The sequence below is a fragment of the Sphingomonas sp. Y38-1Y genome (assembly GCF_032391395.1).
Classification (GTDB): domain Bacteria; phylum Pseudomonadota; class Alphaproteobacteria; order Sphingomonadales; family Sphingomonadaceae; genus Sphingomonas.
On record NZ_CP135916.1, the window covers coordinates 2,743,639 to 2,759,916 of the forward strand.

Annotated in this window: 11 protein-coding genes and 1 tRNA gene; 5 read left to right on the top strand and 7 right to left on the bottom strand. The window is 69.2% G+C overall.

Translation table 11 applies throughout. The annotated features are described in order from the left end of the window. The first annotated feature begins 62 nt into the window (after positions 1–62). Complete coding sequence (locus tag RS883_RS13140) at positions 63–971, top strand: LysR family transcriptional regulator (RefSeq protein ID WP_315760630.1); 909 nt, start codon at positions 63–65, stop codon at positions 969–971. A gap of 10 nt (positions 972–981) precedes the next feature. Then, a complete protein-coding gene (locus tag RS883_RS13145) occupies positions 982–1,557 on the top strand; it encodes a YdeI/OmpD-associated family protein (RefSeq protein ID WP_315760631.1) in 576 nt (191 codons plus the stop codon). 4 nt (positions 1,558–1,561) lie between these two features. On the opposite strand, the gene RS883_RS13150 is transcribed toward RS883_RS13145, so the two are convergent. The 3 genes from RS883_RS13150 to RS883_RS13160 form a co-directional block, all read right to left on the bottom strand. Continuing rightward, positions 1,562–2,014, bottom strand: coding sequence for a hypothetical protein (locus RS883_RS13150; protein ID WP_315760632.1), 453 nt, complete (start codon positions 2,012–2,014; stop codon positions 1,562–1,564). Positions 2,015–2,335: 321 nt separating this feature from the next. Then, positions 2,336–6,970: an NAD-glutamate dehydrogenase gene (locus RS883_RS13155; protein WP_315760633.1), complete on the bottom strand. Its 4,635-nt coding sequence runs from the start codon at positions 6,968–6,970 to the stop codon at positions 2,336–2,338. 45 nt (positions 6,971–7,015) lie between these two features. Beyond that, complete coding sequence (locus RS883_RS13160) at positions 7,016–8,275, bottom strand: hypothetical protein (RefSeq protein ID WP_315760634.1); 1,260 nt, start codon at positions 8,273–8,275, stop codon at positions 7,016–7,018. Positions 8,276–8,449: 174 nt separating this feature from the next. Between RS883_RS13160 and RS883_RS13165 the strand changes: the two genes are divergently transcribed. Next, positions 8,450–8,525 (top strand) — tRNA-Thr (locus tag RS883_RS13165). 148 nt (positions 8,526–8,673) lie between these two features. Here the strand turns inward: RS883_RS13165 and RS883_RS13170 are convergent. The 4 genes from RS883_RS13170 to RS883_RS13185 are packed head-to-tail and all read right to left on the bottom strand — an operon-like array spanning position 8,674 to position 13,419. After that, positions 8,674–11,184 (bottom strand): FtsX-like permease family protein, encoded by a 2,511-nt coding sequence (locus tag RS883_RS13170; protein ID WP_315760635.1) that lies wholly within the window; start codon positions 11,182–11,184, stop codon positions 8,674–8,676. 29 nt (positions 11,185–11,213) lie between these two features. Next, positions 11,214–11,894: an ABC transporter ATP-binding protein gene (locus RS883_RS13175; RefSeq protein ID WP_315760636.1), complete on the bottom strand. Its 681-nt coding sequence runs from the start codon at positions 11,892–11,894 to the stop codon at positions 11,214–11,216. 2 nt (positions 11,895–11,896) lie between these two features. Continuing rightward, the gene (locus RS883_RS13180; RefSeq protein ID WP_315760637.1) at positions 11,897–13,201 is read right to left on the bottom strand and encodes an efflux RND transporter periplasmic adaptor subunit; all 1,305 of its coding nucleotides are present in this window, start codon (positions 13,199–13,201) and stop codon (positions 11,897–11,899) included. Continuing rightward, complete coding sequence (locus RS883_RS13185; RefSeq protein WP_315760639.1) at positions 13,198–13,419, bottom strand: hypothetical protein; 222 nt, start codon at positions 13,417–13,419, stop codon at positions 13,198–13,200. Before RS883_RS13185 ends, RS883_RS13180 begins: the two co-directional genes overlap by 4 nt. A 147-nt stretch (positions 13,420–13,566) precedes the next feature. Here RS883_RS13185 and RS883_RS13190 point away from each other — a divergent pair, with 147 nt between their 5' ends. Together RS883_RS13190 and RS883_RS13195 are read left to right on the top strand one after the other, a co-directional pair. Beyond that, positions 13,567–14,949: a sigma-54-dependent transcriptional regulator gene (locus RS883_RS13190; protein WP_409977417.1), complete on the top strand. Its 1,383-nt coding sequence runs from the start codon at positions 13,567–13,569 to the stop codon at positions 14,947–14,949. Next, on the top strand, positions 14,939–16,246 hold the full coding sequence (locus tag RS883_RS13195) for a sensor histidine kinase (protein ID WP_315760641.1): 1,308 nt from the start codon (positions 14,939–14,941) through the stop codon (positions 16,244–16,246). The genes RS883_RS13190 and RS883_RS13195 overlap by 11 nt, the downstream gene beginning before the upstream one ends. Positions 16,247–16,278: the final 32 nt, after the last annotated feature.

A 16,278-nucleotide genomic window follows, 5' to 3' on the forward strand; every position in this document is an offset into this window, starting at 1 on the left:
GCTTGCTTGAACGCTTGCGCACGTGCAATCAACCCGCGATTCTGCAAGGCTGGACTGCATCGATGCAAGAGCGAGCACGCCTCTCCTGGACCGAACTCCAGGACTTCCTCGCGGTTGCGCGCGCGGGCAAATTGGGCGTGGCGGCGCGGACGATCGGCGTCGATGCCTCGACGATCGGGCGACGCATCCGCCGCCTTGAGCAGCGACTGGGACGGACGCTGTTCGAGCAGGGACGCGATGGCCAGACACTGACCGATTCGGGCGAGAAGCTGCTGATCCACGTCGAGGAGATGGATCGCGCCGCCCTGCCGATCGAGGACATGCCCGCCGACGGATCGACCCTCGCGGGGACGCTGCGGATCAGCGTGTCCGAAGGGTTCGGGACCGGCTTCCTCGCGCGGCACCTGGGTGAGTTCTGCGCCGCGCACCCCAAGCTCACGGTCGAACTCGTCGCCAGCTCGGGCTTTCTCAGCCCGTCACGGCGCGAAACCGATATCGCAATCATGCTGGCCCGGCCGCGGACCGGGCCCGTCGTCAGCCGCAAGCTCTCCGACTACACCCTCCACCTTTATGCGGCGAAATCGTACCTGATGGGCGCGCCGCCGATCGGCGAGGCCGACGACCTGCGCCGTCATCCGCTGATCGGCTATGTCCCCGACCTGCTCTACGCCCCGGAGTTGCGCTATCTGGGCGAGATCGACGCTGCGCTCGAACCGACGATCCAGAGCAGCAGCATCAACGCCCAGCACCGCCTCATCGCGTCGAGCGCGGGCGTCGGCGTGCTTCCGGACTTCATCGGTGCGCGGGACGAAACGCTCGTGCAGGTTTTGCCGGATCACGCGATCCTGCGGTCCTTCTGGACGGTCATGCACCAGGACAATCGCAAGCTGCGGCGCGTCGTCGTGTTCCTCGACTGGCTGACCCTGCTGACCGACCGGGCTGCGCTATGCGCCGCCGGCGACGTCGGCTAGCGTGCGGGCGATGACGCCTGCTACCGACCAAGCGATCGCCTTCGACCGCCCCGAAGCCCTGGCCGACTGGCTCGCTGCCAATCACCAGAGCGCTCGGGAGCTTTGGGTGCGCATCTTCAAGGCGGGATCGGGCGTCGCCAGCGTCACCTGGACCGATTGCGTCGTCGAAGCGATCCGCTTCGGCTGGATCGACGGCCAGAAGCAGGCAGGCGATGCCGCATCGTATTTCCAGCGTCTGACGCCGCGGCGCGCCGGCTCGAACTGGTCGGCCAAGAACCGCGATCACGCCGACCGCCTCATCGCCGAGGGGCGGATGACCGCCGCCGGCCTCGCGCATGTCGAGGCGGCGCGGGCTGATGCCCGCTGGGACACCGCCTATCAGGGATCGGCGACGATGGTGATTCCGCAGGACTTCCTCGACGCGCTCGCCGCCCGGCCCGAAGCACAGGCGTTCTTCGATACGCTGGATCGCAGGAACCTCTACCCGATCTATTATCGGCTACAGACCGCCAAGCGCCCGGAGACGCGCGCGCGGCGCATGGCCCAGATCCTCGACCAGCTATCGCGCGGCGAACGCTTCCACTGAGCGATCAGGCGTCCCGCAGCGGGGTGCCCGACCGTTCGCAGACATATGCCGCCAGTTCCTCGCGCAGCGGCAGGCCGTGGATCGAGCGCAGCGGCCCGTCATGCGCGACGTCGCTCTCGACGCGTCCGCGGGTCGAAGCAACGCCAACGACGTGGAACAGCCGGCGCGCGCAATCCACCTCGGTCCGTGCATAGGCGACGCGGTCGCCCTTCTCCTGGCGCATGATCGCGATGCTGGTGCCGACAAGCGTGGTGCGGTGGCGGAGCAGGTAATAGCGCGATTGCGAGTCCGACGGGGTCGGGATGAGCTGGCCAACGATCTTGAGGTGCTCGGGCCGCGGCGCGGCAACCTCCGTGTCGGCAAGGTTTCTCAGCACCACGGTGCCATTGTCCGTGCTCGCGTCACTCGTCCCACACGCTGCCAGCGTCGTCGCGGCCAGCATCACCATCATCCGCATCGCTCGATCTCTCCTCGTCATTTCAGGGCTTCAGCGTGCGCGCAGCAGCTCGACCGTGACGCACACTCCGACCGCGAGCGCGACAATCAACGCGCTGACGACGTCGTTCCACGACGGTCCGAGCGCGAGCATCAGCGCGGTGAGGTTCATCGATTCGAGCAAGGGGGCACGTCCTTCGAGACTGACGCTACGGCACCGTGGCGTCTTCGAAGGGCAAGCTAGGCGGGGCCGCGTTGCAATACTCGCGGGGCAACGCAACAAATTGTTTCCGGTAACAGATGGACGGAACGGGCGCGGCGACGAACCGCGCCCGTTCCGAAATCAGCGGCCGAGCAGGACGCGCGCCTGGCCGGCGATCTGCGCGAGCATCGCGGCGCTAGGGGTCGGCGCGCGGCGCGCGCGCGCGACCAGCGACGCGAACTGTTCGACACGCGGCTTGTTGGCCTGAAGCCAGGCATCCACCGCCGCCTGCGGATCGCCGTCCCGATGCCGCGCGAGGAAGTCGAGGCGAAGCTGCTGGAAATCACGGGCAAGGCCGGCGATCAGCAGCCGCTCCCACGGATCGCCGGAACCGACCCGCGCCGCATTCGCCTGTGCCCAGTCGAGGCCGAGCGCGTGACCCAGATGCGTAAACGCGCGCGTCAGCACCGCCTCCTCCGTCCCCAGCCGCTGGCTGAGATCGGCAAGGCCAACTGCGCCGTCGAGTTCGAAGATGCGGACGACCTTCTTGACTAGCGACGCGGGTGCGCCCGCGGACTCCAGCCGGGCGGCGATGCGCGCCGACTGTGCGCTCGCTTCCTCGAGCAGCAGCTCGCGGGTCTGGCGGTCGAGGCTGGCGATGCCGGGCTTCAGCCGCCCGATGACCTCGCCGGGCGACGTGCCGGGGAGTGCGACGCGGAGCAGGTCGGCGATCTGCGACCGGGTGGCCACCGCCACTTCCTCCAGCAGCGCCAGGCGCGCGCCCTCGGGCATCTCGGCGGTCTCGATCGCTTCCCAGAGCGCGGGCAGGCCGAACAATCGCTCGACGACGACGAACATGCCGGCGATGTCGGCCATCGACGCGCCCTCCTCCTCGGCAAGCTCGAAGGGGTGGAGCACACCCAGGCGATTGACGACGCGGTTGGCGAGCTTGGTCGCGACAATCTCGCCGCGAAGGCGATGCTGGCGGATCGCGTCGGCGAACTTCTTCTGCATGGGCCGCGGGAAGGCGGCCATCAGGTCGGGTTCGAGCTCGGCATCCTGACCCAGATCGGTGTGCTCGATCGCATCCTGGAGCGCGAGCTTGGCGCTTGCCAGCAGCACGGCGAGCTCGGGGCGGGTGAGCCCCCTGCCCTCCTGCGCCACGCGGAGCATGTCCTCGTTGGTGCCCAGCCCCTCGACCTGGCGATCCAGCCGGCCGCTCGCCTCCAGGATCTCGATCACGCGGACATAGCTCGGCACCGCGACCGCACCGTCATTCTCCATGAAGGAGAGCGCGAGCGTCTGGAGGCGGTTGTCCTCCAGCACCAGCTCGGCGACCTCATCGGTCATCGAGACGAGCAGGTCATCGCGCTTGGCGAGCTTGAGGCGTCCTTCGGTGACCTCGCGATTGAGCGCGATCTTGATGTTGACCTCGTTGTCCGAGCAATCGACGCCCGCCGAATTGTCGATGAAGTCGGTGTTGATGCGTCCGCCGCGCGCGGCAAAGGCGATGCGCGCCGCCTGGGTCACGCCCAGGTTTGCACCCTCGCCGATCGCCTTGGCGCGCACCTGTTCGGCGTTGACGCGCAGGCGGTCGTTGGCGGGATCGCCGACCTCGGCATTATTTTCGTGCCCCGCCTTGATGTAGGTGCCGATGCCGCCGAACCAGATGAGGTCGACCGGCGCCTTCAGGATCGCGCCGATCAGCGCGGTGGGGTCGAGCTCCGCCGCGTCGATGCCAAGCAGGTCGCGCACCTGCTTCGACAGCTTGATCGACTTTTCGGTGCGCGCGAAGACGCCGCCGCCCTTGGAGATGAGCGAAGGGTCGTAATCGGCCCAGCTTGACCGCGGCAGCTGGAACAGCCGGTCGCGTTCGCCCCAGCTTGCCGCAGCGTCGGGATCGGGGTCGAGGAAGATGTGCCGGTGATCGAACGCGGCACGCAGCCGCACCGCCTTTGACAGCAGCATGCCGTTGCCGAACACGTCGCCCGACATGTCGCCGCAGCCGACGACGTCGATCGACTGGGTCTGAACGTCGACGCCCATTTCGAGGAAGTGGCGCTGCACCGATACCCAGCCGCCCTTGGCGGTGATGCCCATCGCCTTGTGGTCGTATCCCTTCGACCCGCCACTGGCGAAGGCGTCGCCCAGCCAGAAACCGCGCTCCTGCGCGATCGCGTTGGCGACGTCGCTGAAGCTGGCCGTGCCCTTGTCGGCGGCGACGACGAAATAGGGGTCCTCGCCGTCGTGGATCACGACCTGATCGGGATGGACGACCGCGCCCTCGACGATGTTGTCGGTGATCGACAGGAGCGAGCGGATGAAGATGCGATAGCTCTCCGTCCCCTCGGCCAGCCATGCCTCCCGATCGGAGGCGGGCGGCAGCTGCTTGGGATAGAAGCCGCCCTTCGCGCCGGTCGGCACGATCACGGCGTTCTTGACCCGCTGCGCCTTCATCAGGCCAAGGATCTCGGTGCGGAAGTCGTCGCGCCGGTCCGACCAGCGCAGCCCGCCGCGCGCGACCGGGCCGGCGCGCAGGTGGATGCCCTCCACCCGTGGCGAATAGACGAAGATCTCGCGCCAGGGGAGCGGCATCGGCAGACCCGGGACCTTGGCCGAATCGAGCTTGAACGCCAGCGCCTCGTCGGCGGCGGGCGCAAAGGCGTTGGTGCGAAGCGTCGCGGCGACGACGCCGCCCAGGGCACGGAGGATACGGTCGTCGTCGATCGCGGACACGGCGTCCAGGCCGGCCTCGATCGCCTTTGCCGCCTTTTCGACCGCAGCCTCGCGACCGTTGGGGCGCGAGGGATCGTGCGCGGCAGAGAACTGCGCGATCAGTCCCGCCGCCACCTTGGGCGCGCGGCGCAGCGCATCGACGACGGTGGACAGGCCGTAAGCAAGCCCGGTCTGGCGCAGATAGCGGAACCAGGCGCGGTACAGGACGACGGACAGCGGCGAGGTGCCGCTCTCGACCACCAGCCGGTTGAAGGCGTCGTTCTCGGCGCGGTTTTCCAGCACCGCCTGGATCGCGCCCTCGACCATCGCGTGGTCGATCCGGCGCTCGGCATCGGGCGCGCCGGGCACGTCGACATAGAAGTCGTGGATGACGATCTGTTCGTCGCCCTCGAGCAGGGTCGGCACCTCGGCGATGACGCGGAAGCCGAAATTCTCGAGCGCGGGCACCGCGTCGGACAGCGGCAGCGCCCCGCCCTGGCGATAAATCTTGATCCGGAAGCGGCCGTCATCGGGATCGTCGTCGGCCAGGATGCGGACCTGGCGATTGTCCGCCTCCTCCAGCTCGGCGATGCGCAACGTATCCTGCGCCGCCTCTTCGGGCGAGGAGCTGTTGCGATAATTGACGGGGAAGCTGCTGGCGAAGCGCAGCGCCAGGCGCGCCGCGCGGCCGGCACCGACCAGGTCGACGAGCGAAGCCTCGACCGCCGCCGACCAGCCGCGCATCATCCGCACCAGGCGCTGGTCTAGCGCGTCGGCATCGGGCATCCGCCCCGCCCCGCGCAGGTCGAGCGTGTAACGGATGAGCGCGGTCTCGCCGTCCTCCAGGCTGATCGACCAGCTGAGCAGCGACGCGCTCGCCGCTTCCGCCAGCATCGTCCCGATCGCCTCGCGGCGCCCCGTCGTCAGCTCGTCGCGCGGCAGCCAGACGAAGCCGAACAGGTGGCGTCCGAGCGCCGACTTGACGAGCACCAGCCTGGGCCGCGGGCGATCCGCGATCGACATCGCCGTCAGCACGAGCTGTTCCAGCGCATCCTGGTCGAACGCGGTGGTCAGGTCGTGCGGCAGCTCGGTCAGCGCATGCGCCATCGCCTTGCCGGTATGGCCCTTCGGATCGAAGCCGAAGCGGGCGTTGAGCGCCTTCAGGTTGCGGCGAAGCAGCGGCACCTCGTTCGGCGTCGAGTGAAGCGCCGCGCTGGTCCACAGCCCCGCATGGATCGACAGCCCCGTCACCCGCTCGCCATCCAGGATCGGCAGCAGGATGAGGTCAAGCGGCACGCGGCGGTGGACGGTCGAGATGCAGTTCGACTTGAGGAGCAGCGGCGACCGCCCGCCCTTGGCGAACCATTCGGCGGCAAGCTCGCGCGACGACTCTGCCAGAAGCGGCGTCTCCAGCGGCTCGCCGGCGATGCCGATCGCATCGCGCACCCCGCCCTCGACATCCCAGAATTCATGGCCGAGCAGCGTCATGTTGCCGTTGAGGAACCAGCGCAGCAGCGCCGCGCCCTCGTCATCCTCGGTCCGGTCGGCGTCGGCCTGAAGCGCGGCCTGAAGCCGGGGCCAGTCGGAGACGGCGCGGCGGACATGAACGAGGTTGCGCTCGAGATCCTCGACCAGCTCCCGGCGCTCCTTCGCGTCCAGGCGATCCATCTCGATATAGACCATCGATTCGGGCGATCCGCCCTCATCCTCGACCAGCCGCTTGAGCTGCCCCTCGGCGTCGCGCTCGACGCGGAGCACCGGGTGGACGATCCGCTCGATCGGGCCGCCCGCCGCGCCAATCGTCGCGGCGATCGAGTCGACCAGGAACGGCATGTCGTCGTTGATGACCGCGAGCCGCATCCGCCGCCGCTCGCCCCGCGCGAACGTGTCGATCGCGATCGATGCCTGGCCGGGCGGGCGCGTCGCCGCCGCCTCCGTCACGAAGCGCACCGCATCGGCGCGCTCGGCCTTGTCCAGGCCTTCAGTCTCTCCCGGAAGCGCCCCGTCGAAGAAGCGCGCTGCGATCGCCTTGGCCGGCGTCGTGCCTGTCTTTTTCAGCATGGGCGCGGCTATGCGCCCGTTGGCCGATCGTCTCAAGTATTACGATCAGACCCCGGCGCGTCGAATTGCCCGTTCGGTCAGGCCGGTCTCGTTCTCGACCCGCGCGACGACCTCGAGCATGCCGTCCAGGCCCGCCCGCGCGAGCAGCAGCACGAACTCGTCGTCACCCGCGGCGATCGGTAGCGCCGCGATGGGTGCGCGCGCCCGCAGCGTGGCGGCGGCATCGGCCAGCGTGTCCGGGCGCGATGCCGGGCGGCGGGCCGCACGCTCGGCCGCGACGATGCCCTTCACCCCGCCCTCGGCACCCGAGAGGAATGCGGCGAACGCGTCCGCGGCGATGTCGTGGCGGCGGGCATGGGTCAGCACCGCGCCATATTCGGTCAGCCGCGTCTTGTCGTGGTTGGCGCCGAACACGAGCTTGACGATCGGCGTCATCGGCGCGCGTGCTTGCGGCTTGAGCCCCGCATCCGCGAGCAGTTCGGCATAGCCTTCCGCATCGCGCGCCGCCGCCTCGGCAAAGGCATAGGCGCGGTCGAGCGCGCGGTAGAGCGCGGCGCGGGTGCGCTGATCGGCGCTCCCCACGTCCGCGGCACAGGCTCGCGCATGGTCGAGCAGGTCGGCCAGGCCAATGTCGGCATCGAGCAGGTCGGGCGTCACCGACGCTTCGTCGACCGGCGGCGCGTCGAAGCCCGATGACGGACCATCGGCCCAGGCGGCGGGCGCGGGCGTGTCGATGCGCGGCAGGTCGCGGCGCGCCGCCTCGACCTCGGCGGATAGGCGCGCCTGCGTCTCGGCGTCGACCATCACCTTCCAGTTGATGACGCCATAGATGAAGTCGATCGTGTCGTCGTCGGACGAGAACGGCATCAGGATGCCGCGATAGAGCGTGTTGTCGCCGCGCTGGCCGACGAACTCGGCCTCGAAGCCGATCGGCGCGCGATTGGCGATGATCTGAAGATAATGGTCGGTCAGGCGCGACAGCAGCGAGCGGCTGGGCACTTCGCTGATCTTGCGGATGCCGGCATCGACGCCGCATTCCTCGCGCAGCGACCGGCCGAGATACTGGATCGAAGGATCATCGATCCCTATCGAGAAATCGAGCAGCACGCTGTTGGCGCCGAAATCGGCGATGTTCGCAGGATCCAGGTCCTCGATCGACGGATAGGCACGCCCGCCGAGCAGCGACACCCAGTAATTATAGGCGCGCACATGCATGCGGCGCTCGTCCGAGCCGATGTCGAGCGGATGCCCCGCGCCGCCCGCCGCGCCGCTGACCTCCCCGCCCGTGCCCTGCACCATGTTCATGCGGCCATCCTTACCCGGGCAAACGCGCCCCTGCCTGATCCGGCGGCCGTTTTGCAGCGTCCGTGGTAAACGTCGGGTAAAGCCGGCACGGGTTCCGGAAGCTCGCGAACCCCGCTTGTCAGCCTCCGCCCTGCCTGCTAAGCGCCCCGCCTCGACGCCTCACCGGCGCCGCGTGCCGCCTTAGCTCAGTTGGTAGAGCATCGCATTCGTAATGCGGGGGTCACAGGTTCGAGTCCTGTAGGCGGCACCATTCGCGCACCAAGCTGCGCGGTCCCCAATTCAGTTTGCCCGATCTGGCAGCGCCTTCAGACGCGCCCGAACGTTCGGGAACGAGAATGGTGCGTCACCGCTCGATCCGGAGCGGTGACGCACGTCCGTTCAGATCGCCACGGTCGGCCCTATTCGTATCGCAGCGCCTTGACCGGGCTCGTCCGTGCGACGCGCCAGGCATGGCCGGCGACGGTTACCACCGCGATCGTCAGCGCGAGGCCGCCCGCCAACAGGAACGGCACCGGCGTCAGCGTGATGCGCTGGTCGAACCCGTTCAGCCAGTCGCGCATCAGCCACCAGGCGATCGGCCAGGCGATCAGGTTGGCGACCAGCACGGGCCGGGTGAACTGCCACACCAGCAGGCGCACGATGTCGGTGTTGCGCGCACCCAGCACCTTGCGGATGCCGATCTCCTTGGTCCGCCGCTCGGCCGTGAAGGCGGCGAGGCCGAACAGGCCCAGACAGCCGATGACGACGGCGAGGATCGCGAAGGCGGCGAAGAGCTGGCCGCGGGCCGCCTCCCGGTCATAGAGCTCGCGGACGATGTCGTCGGCGAAGCGGGCCTCGAACGGCACCTGCGGCACGTTGCGCTTCCACACCTGCTCCGCCGCCTCCCGCACCGCGGCCGGATCGCCTTCGAAGCGGACGACGATGTCGCCGAACCCGTTTCGCTGCATGATGTACATGATCGGTTGGAGCGGGTCGCGGATCGAGCGGAAGCGCGCGTCCTCGACCACGCCGACGATCGTGACGGGAACCAGCCCGAACTCCTCGATCGTCAGTCCGGCGCGAAGCTCCTTGCCCACCGCATCGGCGGGGCTCGCGAAGCCCAGCCGCCGTGCCGCCTCTCGCGTCAGGATGACGTTGACGCCGCGCTGCGCCAGCGCCTGTTCGGCGGCGCGAACGACCGGATAGGGCGTGGTCGCGTCGTCGCGCCCGATGGCTTCCGAAAAGTCGCGGCCGGCGAGCAGCTTCATACCCATTGCCTTGAAGAAGCCGACCTCCACGGCATAGCGGCCGAGGTCGATGCGATCCTCCGTGCTGCCGGGCTTGTAGACCGTCGTCATCGAGTTGTTCTGGGGCGCGACCGCGATCTGCGTGCGGGCGACCGAGAGGACGCCGGGCACGCGGCGAAGCTGTTCGGCCACCTGCTGGTCGCGGCCATCGACGCCGCGAAAGCCCAGATTGCCGATCTGGAGCATGCCGTCGCGCTGATAGCCGGCGTCGGCGCTGCGCGCATACACCGTCTGCGCATAGATGACGCCGGTGCAGATGATGAGGCCGATCGACACCGCGAACTGGCCGATCACCAGCGCGCTGCGCAGCTTGCCCGACCCTTGCGCGTCCGCCGCCGACTTGTTGGCCTTGAGGATCTTGGCCGGCTCGAACCGCGCGAGGTAGAAGGCGGGATAGAGGCCGGCGAGCAGTCCGACGATCAGCGTCAGCCCGACAACCCAGGGCAGTACCCCGCCGGCGCCCAGATAGGTCAGCCGCATGTCCGCCTTCAGAAAGGCGTTGAACGACGGCAGGATCAGCTCGACCGCTGCCAGCGCGATCAGCATGGCGATGGCGGTGACCAGCACCGCCTCGCTCAGGAACTGGGCGATGAGCTGGCCGCGGCTGGCGCCCAGCACCTTGCGCAGCGCGACCTCACGCGCCCGCTGCGATGCGCGTGCAGTGGCGAGGTTGGTGAAGTTGACGCACGCCATGCCCAGGATCAGCAGCGCGATGATCGCAAAGGTCGTGACGGTGAACCGGTCGTTGCCGGGCACCGCGGAGGCGCGCTGCGCCTCGCCCAGATGGACGTCGCGCAGGCTCTCCAGCTTGAAGTCCTGATAGTCGCCAGGGTTCACCCGCCTCCCCTCGTTCGGGTAATCGGGGATGTTGCGCTTTTCCCATTCGGCCATCCGCGACTGGATCAGCGCGGCATCGTCGGGCGAGCGCAGGCGGACGAAGTTCCAGCCTTGCTGGTTGTCCCATTGCGCCAGCTGCTCGGCCCGGTCGGCGAACTGAGTGCCGAGGTCGAAGCGCGCGATCGCGTCGGCGGTGAAGCTGGAGTTCTTGGGCCAGTCCTTGAACACGCCGGTGACGCGGTGATCGACGGGACCGGTATTATCGACGATCGTCAGCGTGCGGCCGGTCGGATCGACGTCGCCGAACCGCTTCTTCGCCTCGCTCTCGCTCAACGCGATCGAGTGGCCGTCGGGAAGCGCGGTCGAGCCGCTGCCGCGAACGAAGGGCACGTTCATGATCTCGAACAGGTTGCCATCCGCCATGCGCAGATGCTCGATCGTGCTCGCCTGGCCGTCCTGGATCACCACGGGGGCGAAGCCGCGGACCCAGACCAGCTTTTCGACCTGATCGGGATAGTCCTTCTTGAGCGTGCGTCCGGCGACGATCGCGCTCATCTGAAGCTTCATTTCCTCGCCGCCGGTCTCGGTCGCCTGATAATGCGTCTGGAACTGGAACGCGCGGTCGGCGCCCGGCATCCAGTCGTCATAGCTCGTCTCGTACCGCACATAGAGAAGGATCAGCAGGCACGCGGCGAGGCCGAGCGCGAGGCCGGCGATGTTGATCGCGGCATAGGCGCGGTTCTTGGCCAATGCGCGCAGGCCGACGAGAAGATAGTTGCGCCACATGAGGACGGCTCCCGAAATCAGAAGAAGGATCAGGCGGCGCGGCGGCGTTCCTGAAGGACCCGGCCGTCCAGCATGTTGACGACGCGGCTGGCATAGTCGGCATGCGCGGGCGAGTGGGTGACCATCACGATCGTCGCCCCCTGCCCGTTCAGCGTCTGGAGCATCCGCATCACCTCCTCGCCATGCGCGGTGTCGAGGTTGCCGGTGGGCTCGTCCGCCAGGATCAGCTTGGGCTCGGCGACGAGCGCGCGGGCGACCGCGACGCGCTGCTGCTGGCCACCCGACAGCTGGCTGGGGCGATGGCGCGCGCGGTGGGCGATGCCGACGCGGTCCATCACCGCCTCCGCCCGCCGCCGCCGCTCGGCCGCGGGGACGTCGTGATAGAGAAGCGCGAGCTCGATATTTTCGCGCACCGTCAACTCGTCGACCAGGTTGAAGCTCTGGAAGATGAAGCCGAGATTGGCTTTTCGCACGCCGGACAGCTGCGTCTCGCTCAGCCCCGACACTTCCTGTCCGTCGAAGACGTAGGAGCCGCTCGATGGCCGGTCGAGCATGCCGATCAGGTTGAGCAGCGTCGACTTGCCGCACCCCGACGGACCCATGATCGCGACGAACTCGCCCGCACCGACGTCCAGGTCGATGGCGTCGAGCGCCGTCGTCTCGACGGTGTCGGTCTGATAGACGCGAGACAATTGGCGCATCTGAAGCATCGTCATTCCTTTGGCGTGGAGAGGTCGAGCCGATCCTTGTCGGCGAAACCGGTATAGGGAGAGGTGATGACGCGCTCGCCGGGGTCGAGCCCTTCGAGCACCTCGATCGAGGCGGCATTGCGGCGGCCCAGGCGGACGGGGCGCTTGACCGCGCTCTGCCCGTCGGCGGCGACGACGAAGACGAAGCGGCCACCGCTTTCGGTATAGAAGGCGCCGTTGGGGATCAGCCGCGCGGGCGCCGGATCGCCGAGCGTCAGCCGCGCCTGAAGCGTCTGTCCGCGAGAGATGCCCGCGGGCTCTGCCCCGGTGAATTGCAGGTCGACCTGGAACTGGCCGTTCTGCACCTGGGGATAGATCTTCGAGACGCGCGCGGCATAGGTGCGCCCGGCCAGCTCCACGCTCGCCTTCTGGTCGATGACGATGCGGCCAAGATAGAATTCGTCGACGCCGGCCATCAGCTTGTTGCGGCCCGGGCTGTCGATCTGGCCAATGCGCTCGCCGCGCGCCAGGCTCTGGCCGACCTGAAGGTCGAACCCCGACAGCTTGCCCGCAACCGGTGCGCGCAGGTTGAGCGCGGCGAGGTTCGCGCGCGCGATGTCGAGGCCGGCGCGCATCGACCCGATCGAGGCGCGCTGCTGCGACAACTGGCTCGATTGCAGCCGCTCGTCGTTCGACTGGCTGCGCGCGACGGCGGCCAGGCGCTGCTGCTCGTAGCGATACTGGTCGCTGGTGTCGGCGAACACGCGCCCCGCGACGAAGCCCTTCTGCGCCAGCGGCGCCTCGCGCTCATATTGCCGCTTGGCGCGCTGAAGGCCGAGCCGCGCCTCCAGCAATGCGCGTTCGTTGGCCAGGCGGGTCTGCGACAGCGCGAGTTCCTGGCTGCGCATGTTGTTGATCTGCTGCTCGACCTCGGTCTGGCGCGCGAGGGTCGAGAGCTGGAGTTCGGCGTTCGACAGCTCGACGATCGGCTGGCCGGCGGCAAGGCTGGCGCCGTCCTCGACCAGGATCTTCTCGACCCGCCCCCCCTCGATCGCGTCGAGATAGACGGTGAACAGCGGCGTGACGCGGGCGCGCAGCGGAATGAAGTCGTCGAAGGTACCGTTGGTCACCTTGGCGATCGTCAGGCGGTCGCTGGAGACCGTCTGGCTGTCGCCGCGCGGGGCGTAGAGCCAGAAGACGGTCGCGGCGATCGCGACGCCGGCCGCGGCGATCGCCGCCCAGGCCCAGCGCGGCAGGCGCCGGCGCTCGACGACGCGATCCATCGCGCCGCCGGTCGCGGGGCGGTCGAGCGTGCGGACGGTCGTCAACGCATCGCCCCCATCAGCGAGACCGCAGACCGTCCGATTTCGAACAGGCCTGTCCGGTTTCGGACAGGGGCGCCGCCGCCGCTGATCGACAGGCGGACCGACGCCAGCTCGAGCTTGAGCTGCCACGGCGCCGCCGGCGCGCCCGCCGGCCGCCAGAGCGCCGCGCCTGTCAGCGCCAGCAGCGCGAGCGTCGCCGCCACACCCTTTTCCCGGTTCATCGTCCCCATTCCCGCATCGTCATCATGGGGATCGAATTTGCAGCTTTCGTGCCAAGCGCCTCGCGGACCGCTCGAAAGCGACTGGCACGCTTATTGTCTGTGCGGCTTCGGACACCCGATGTACGAAAGCGGTCTATGCAGGGAAATATGGGGCAGCAGGGCAAATACGGGTTGTGCGTCGTCGTCGACGACGATCCCGACATCCTGACCGCGGCGCGACTGGCGCTGCGCGGCTTGTTCGAGGAAGTGGTGACGTGCGCCGCCCCCGACGAGGCGCGGCGCGTGGTCGAGGCCCGGCGGCCCGACATCGTCCTGCTCGACGCCAATTTCGCGCGCGGCGCGACCGATGCAGTCGAGGGGCTGGCGCTGCTCGAACACTTCCTCGCCGCCGATCCCGGCCTCGCCGTCGTGATGATTACCGCGCATGCCGGCATCCATGTCGCGGTCGAGGCAATGAAGCGCGGTGCCGCCGATTTCGTCGCCAAGCCCTGGTCGAACGACCGCCTGGTCGCCGCCGTGCGCAGCGCCGCCGCCCTGGGCGCCAGCCGCCGCACGCTCCCGCCCGAAGTACAGAAGTCCGTGCCGCCGCCGGGCAGCAGCGCGCTGATCGGCGGGTCGCCGGCGATGGCGCGCATCCACGCGCTGATCGGCCGCGCCGCCCCGACCGAGGCGAACGTGCTGGTGCTGGGCGAGAACGGCACCGGCAAGGAGCTCGTCGCGCGCGCGCTCCACGCGCAATCGCGCCGCGCGGCCAGGCCGATGGTGACGATCGACCTGGGCGCGATCGCGCCCGAGCTGATCGATTCGGAGCTGTTCGGCCATGTGAAGGGCGCTTTCACCGACGCGCGTGCCGACCGCGTCGGCCGCATTCAGGCGGCGGATGGCGGCACGCTGTTCCTGGACGAGATCGGCAACCTGCCGCTCCACCTCCAGCCCAAGCTGCTGACCGCGCTGGAGCAGCGGCGGATCACGCCGGTGGGCGCGAACCGCGAGGTGCCCGTCGACATCCGCGTCGTCGCCGCAACCAACATGACCCCCGCGGCGCTGCGCGACCCGCGCCATTTCCGCCAGGACCTGCTGTTCCGGCTCAACACCGTCGAGATCGAGTTGCCACCCCTGCGCGAGCGGCGCGAGGATGTGGCGGGGCTGATCGACCATTATCTCGCGCTCCATGCCGAGCGTTACGGCCGCGCGGTGCCCGCGCTTGCCGCCGGCACGATGGCGGCGCTCTCCGCGGCCGAGTGGCCCGGCAACGTCCGCGCGCTTCGTCACGCGACCGAACGGGCGGTGATCCTGGGCGGCGAGGCACCGCTCACCGCCGCGGACTTCGGCATCGTCGCCGCCGCCGGCCCCATCCTCGACGTCAGCGTCGCCGTGCCGGAGGTCGCCGACCTGAATCTCGACCGGGTCGAGCGGCGCCTCGTCGAAACCGCGCTCCGCAAGCACGGCTACAACATCTCGGCGGCGGCGACCGAACTGGGGCTTTCGCGCGCGGCGCTCTATCGACGCATGGAAAAGCATGGGCTTTGACCGCCGCTTCACCGCGGTCGCACTCGGCTGGGTGGTACTGCTCGGGCTGGGCCTGTCGGCGCTGGCGGCGGCGATCGCGCTTGGCGGCGGCGGGGCGACGCTGATCGTCGCGGGCGCGGCCGCACTCGGCGGCATGACGGGGCTGCTCCACCATGTCACCCGCACCAACCGTGCGCTGGTGCAGTTCGTGGAGGCGCTGCGGCTAGGCGACAACTCCGCGCGGATGGCTCGCGGCGGCGGCGAGAGCTTCGCCGCGCTCGCCGACGCGCTCAACGCCGCGATGCGCGACCTCGACCGCGCGCGCACCCGCGACGCGGCCGAGATCCGCTTTCTCGAGGCGCTGCTCGACGACATGCCGATCGCTTTGCTCCTGATCGAAGCGGGCTCGGTACGCCTCGCCAACAAGGCCGCGCGCGGGTTGTTCGGCGGTGAGGCGGAGGGCGACGCCGGCCGGCTGGCCGCACCGGGCGAGCCGTTCCACGCGATCCTGACCGGCGCGCGTGCAGGCGGCGAGCCGATCCCCCTCACCCTGCCCGGCGGGACGCAGCGCGCGATCGTCCGCGGCGCCGACCTCGCCCGGCTGGGGATGCCGGTGCGCGCGGTGCTCGTCGAGCCGATCCAGCAGGCGCTGGACCGCGCAGAGGCAGGCGCGCAGACCGCGATGGTGCGCGTGCTGACGCACGAGATCCTCAACTCGCTGACGCCGATCGTCTCGCTGGCGGGCACCGCCGCGGTGCTGCTGGGCGAGGATCCTATCGAACTCGACGAGGCGCGGCTGGCGGTCGAGACGCTGGCCCGCCGCGCGGAGTCCACGCGCCGCTTCATCGACAGCTATCGCGAGATGGCGCGCCCCGTCGCCGCCCGCCGTCGCCGCTTTGCCGCGGAACCCTTCGCCGCCGAACTCGCGCGGCTGTTCACGATCGAGTGGCTGGAGCACAAGCTCGATTGGCGCGTCGAGCCGGGGCTGACGATCGATGCCGATCCCGATCTGCTGGCACAGGCGCTGCTCAACCTCCTGCGCAACGCCGCGCAGGCGAGCGACGCAAGAGAGCGTCGCCGGGTCTCGCTTCGGCTGTACGCGGGCGCGGGCGGCGCGGTGATCGAGGTCGGGGACAACGGCCCCGGCATTCCGGAGGCGCTGCGCGGCGACGTCCTCCTCCCCTTCTTCACCACCAAGGCGGAGGGGTCGGGCATCGGTCTTCACCTCGTCCGCCAGATCGCGATCGCGCATGGCGGGCGACTGGAGATCGCAACCGGCGCGGAAGGCGGCGCGCTGATCCGGTTGCAGGGGTTTTAGCCCTTCTGGAGTTCCCCGGCGAAGGCCGGGGT

Bases quoted from the DNA above. Each gene is read 5' to 3' on its own strand.
- RS883_RS13140 (WP_315760630.1), top strand. From the start codon at position 63: ATGCAAGAGCGAGCACGCCTCTCCTGGACCGAACTCCAGGACTTCCTC.
- RS883_RS13145 (WP_315760631.1), top strand. From the start codon at position 982: ATGACGCCTGCTACCGACCAAGCGATCGCCTTCGACCGCCCCGAAGCC.
- RS883_RS13150 (WP_315760632.1), bottom strand. From the start codon at position 2,014: ATGCGGATGATGGTGATGCTGGCCGCGACGACGCTGGCAGCGTGTGGG.
- RS883_RS13155 (WP_315760633.1), bottom strand. From the start codon at position 6,970: ATGCTGAAAAAGACAGGCACGACGCCGGCCAAGGCGATCGCAGCGCGC.
- RS883_RS13160 (WP_315760634.1), bottom strand. From the start codon at position 8,275: ATGAACATGGTGCAGGGCACGGGCGGGGAGGTCAGCGGCGCGGCGGGC.
- RS883_RS13170 (WP_315760635.1), bottom strand. From the start codon at position 11,184: ATGTGGCGCAACTATCTTCTCGTCGGCCTGCGCGCATTGGCCAAGAAC.
- RS883_RS13175 (WP_315760636.1), bottom strand. From the start codon at position 11,894: ATGCTTCAGATGCGCCAATTGTCTCGCGTCTATCAGACCGACACCGTC.
- RS883_RS13185 (WP_315760639.1), bottom strand. From the start codon at position 13,419: ATGAACCGGGAAAAGGGTGTGGCGGCGACGCTCGCGCTGCTGGCGCTG.
- RS883_RS13190 (WP_409977417.1), top strand. From the start codon at position 13,567: ATGGGGCAGCAGGGCAAATACGGGTTGTGCGTCGTCGTCGACGACGAT.
- RS883_RS13195 (WP_315760641.1), top strand. From the start codon at position 14,939: ATGGGCTTTGACCGCCGCTTCACCGCGGTCGCACTCGGCTGGGTGGTA.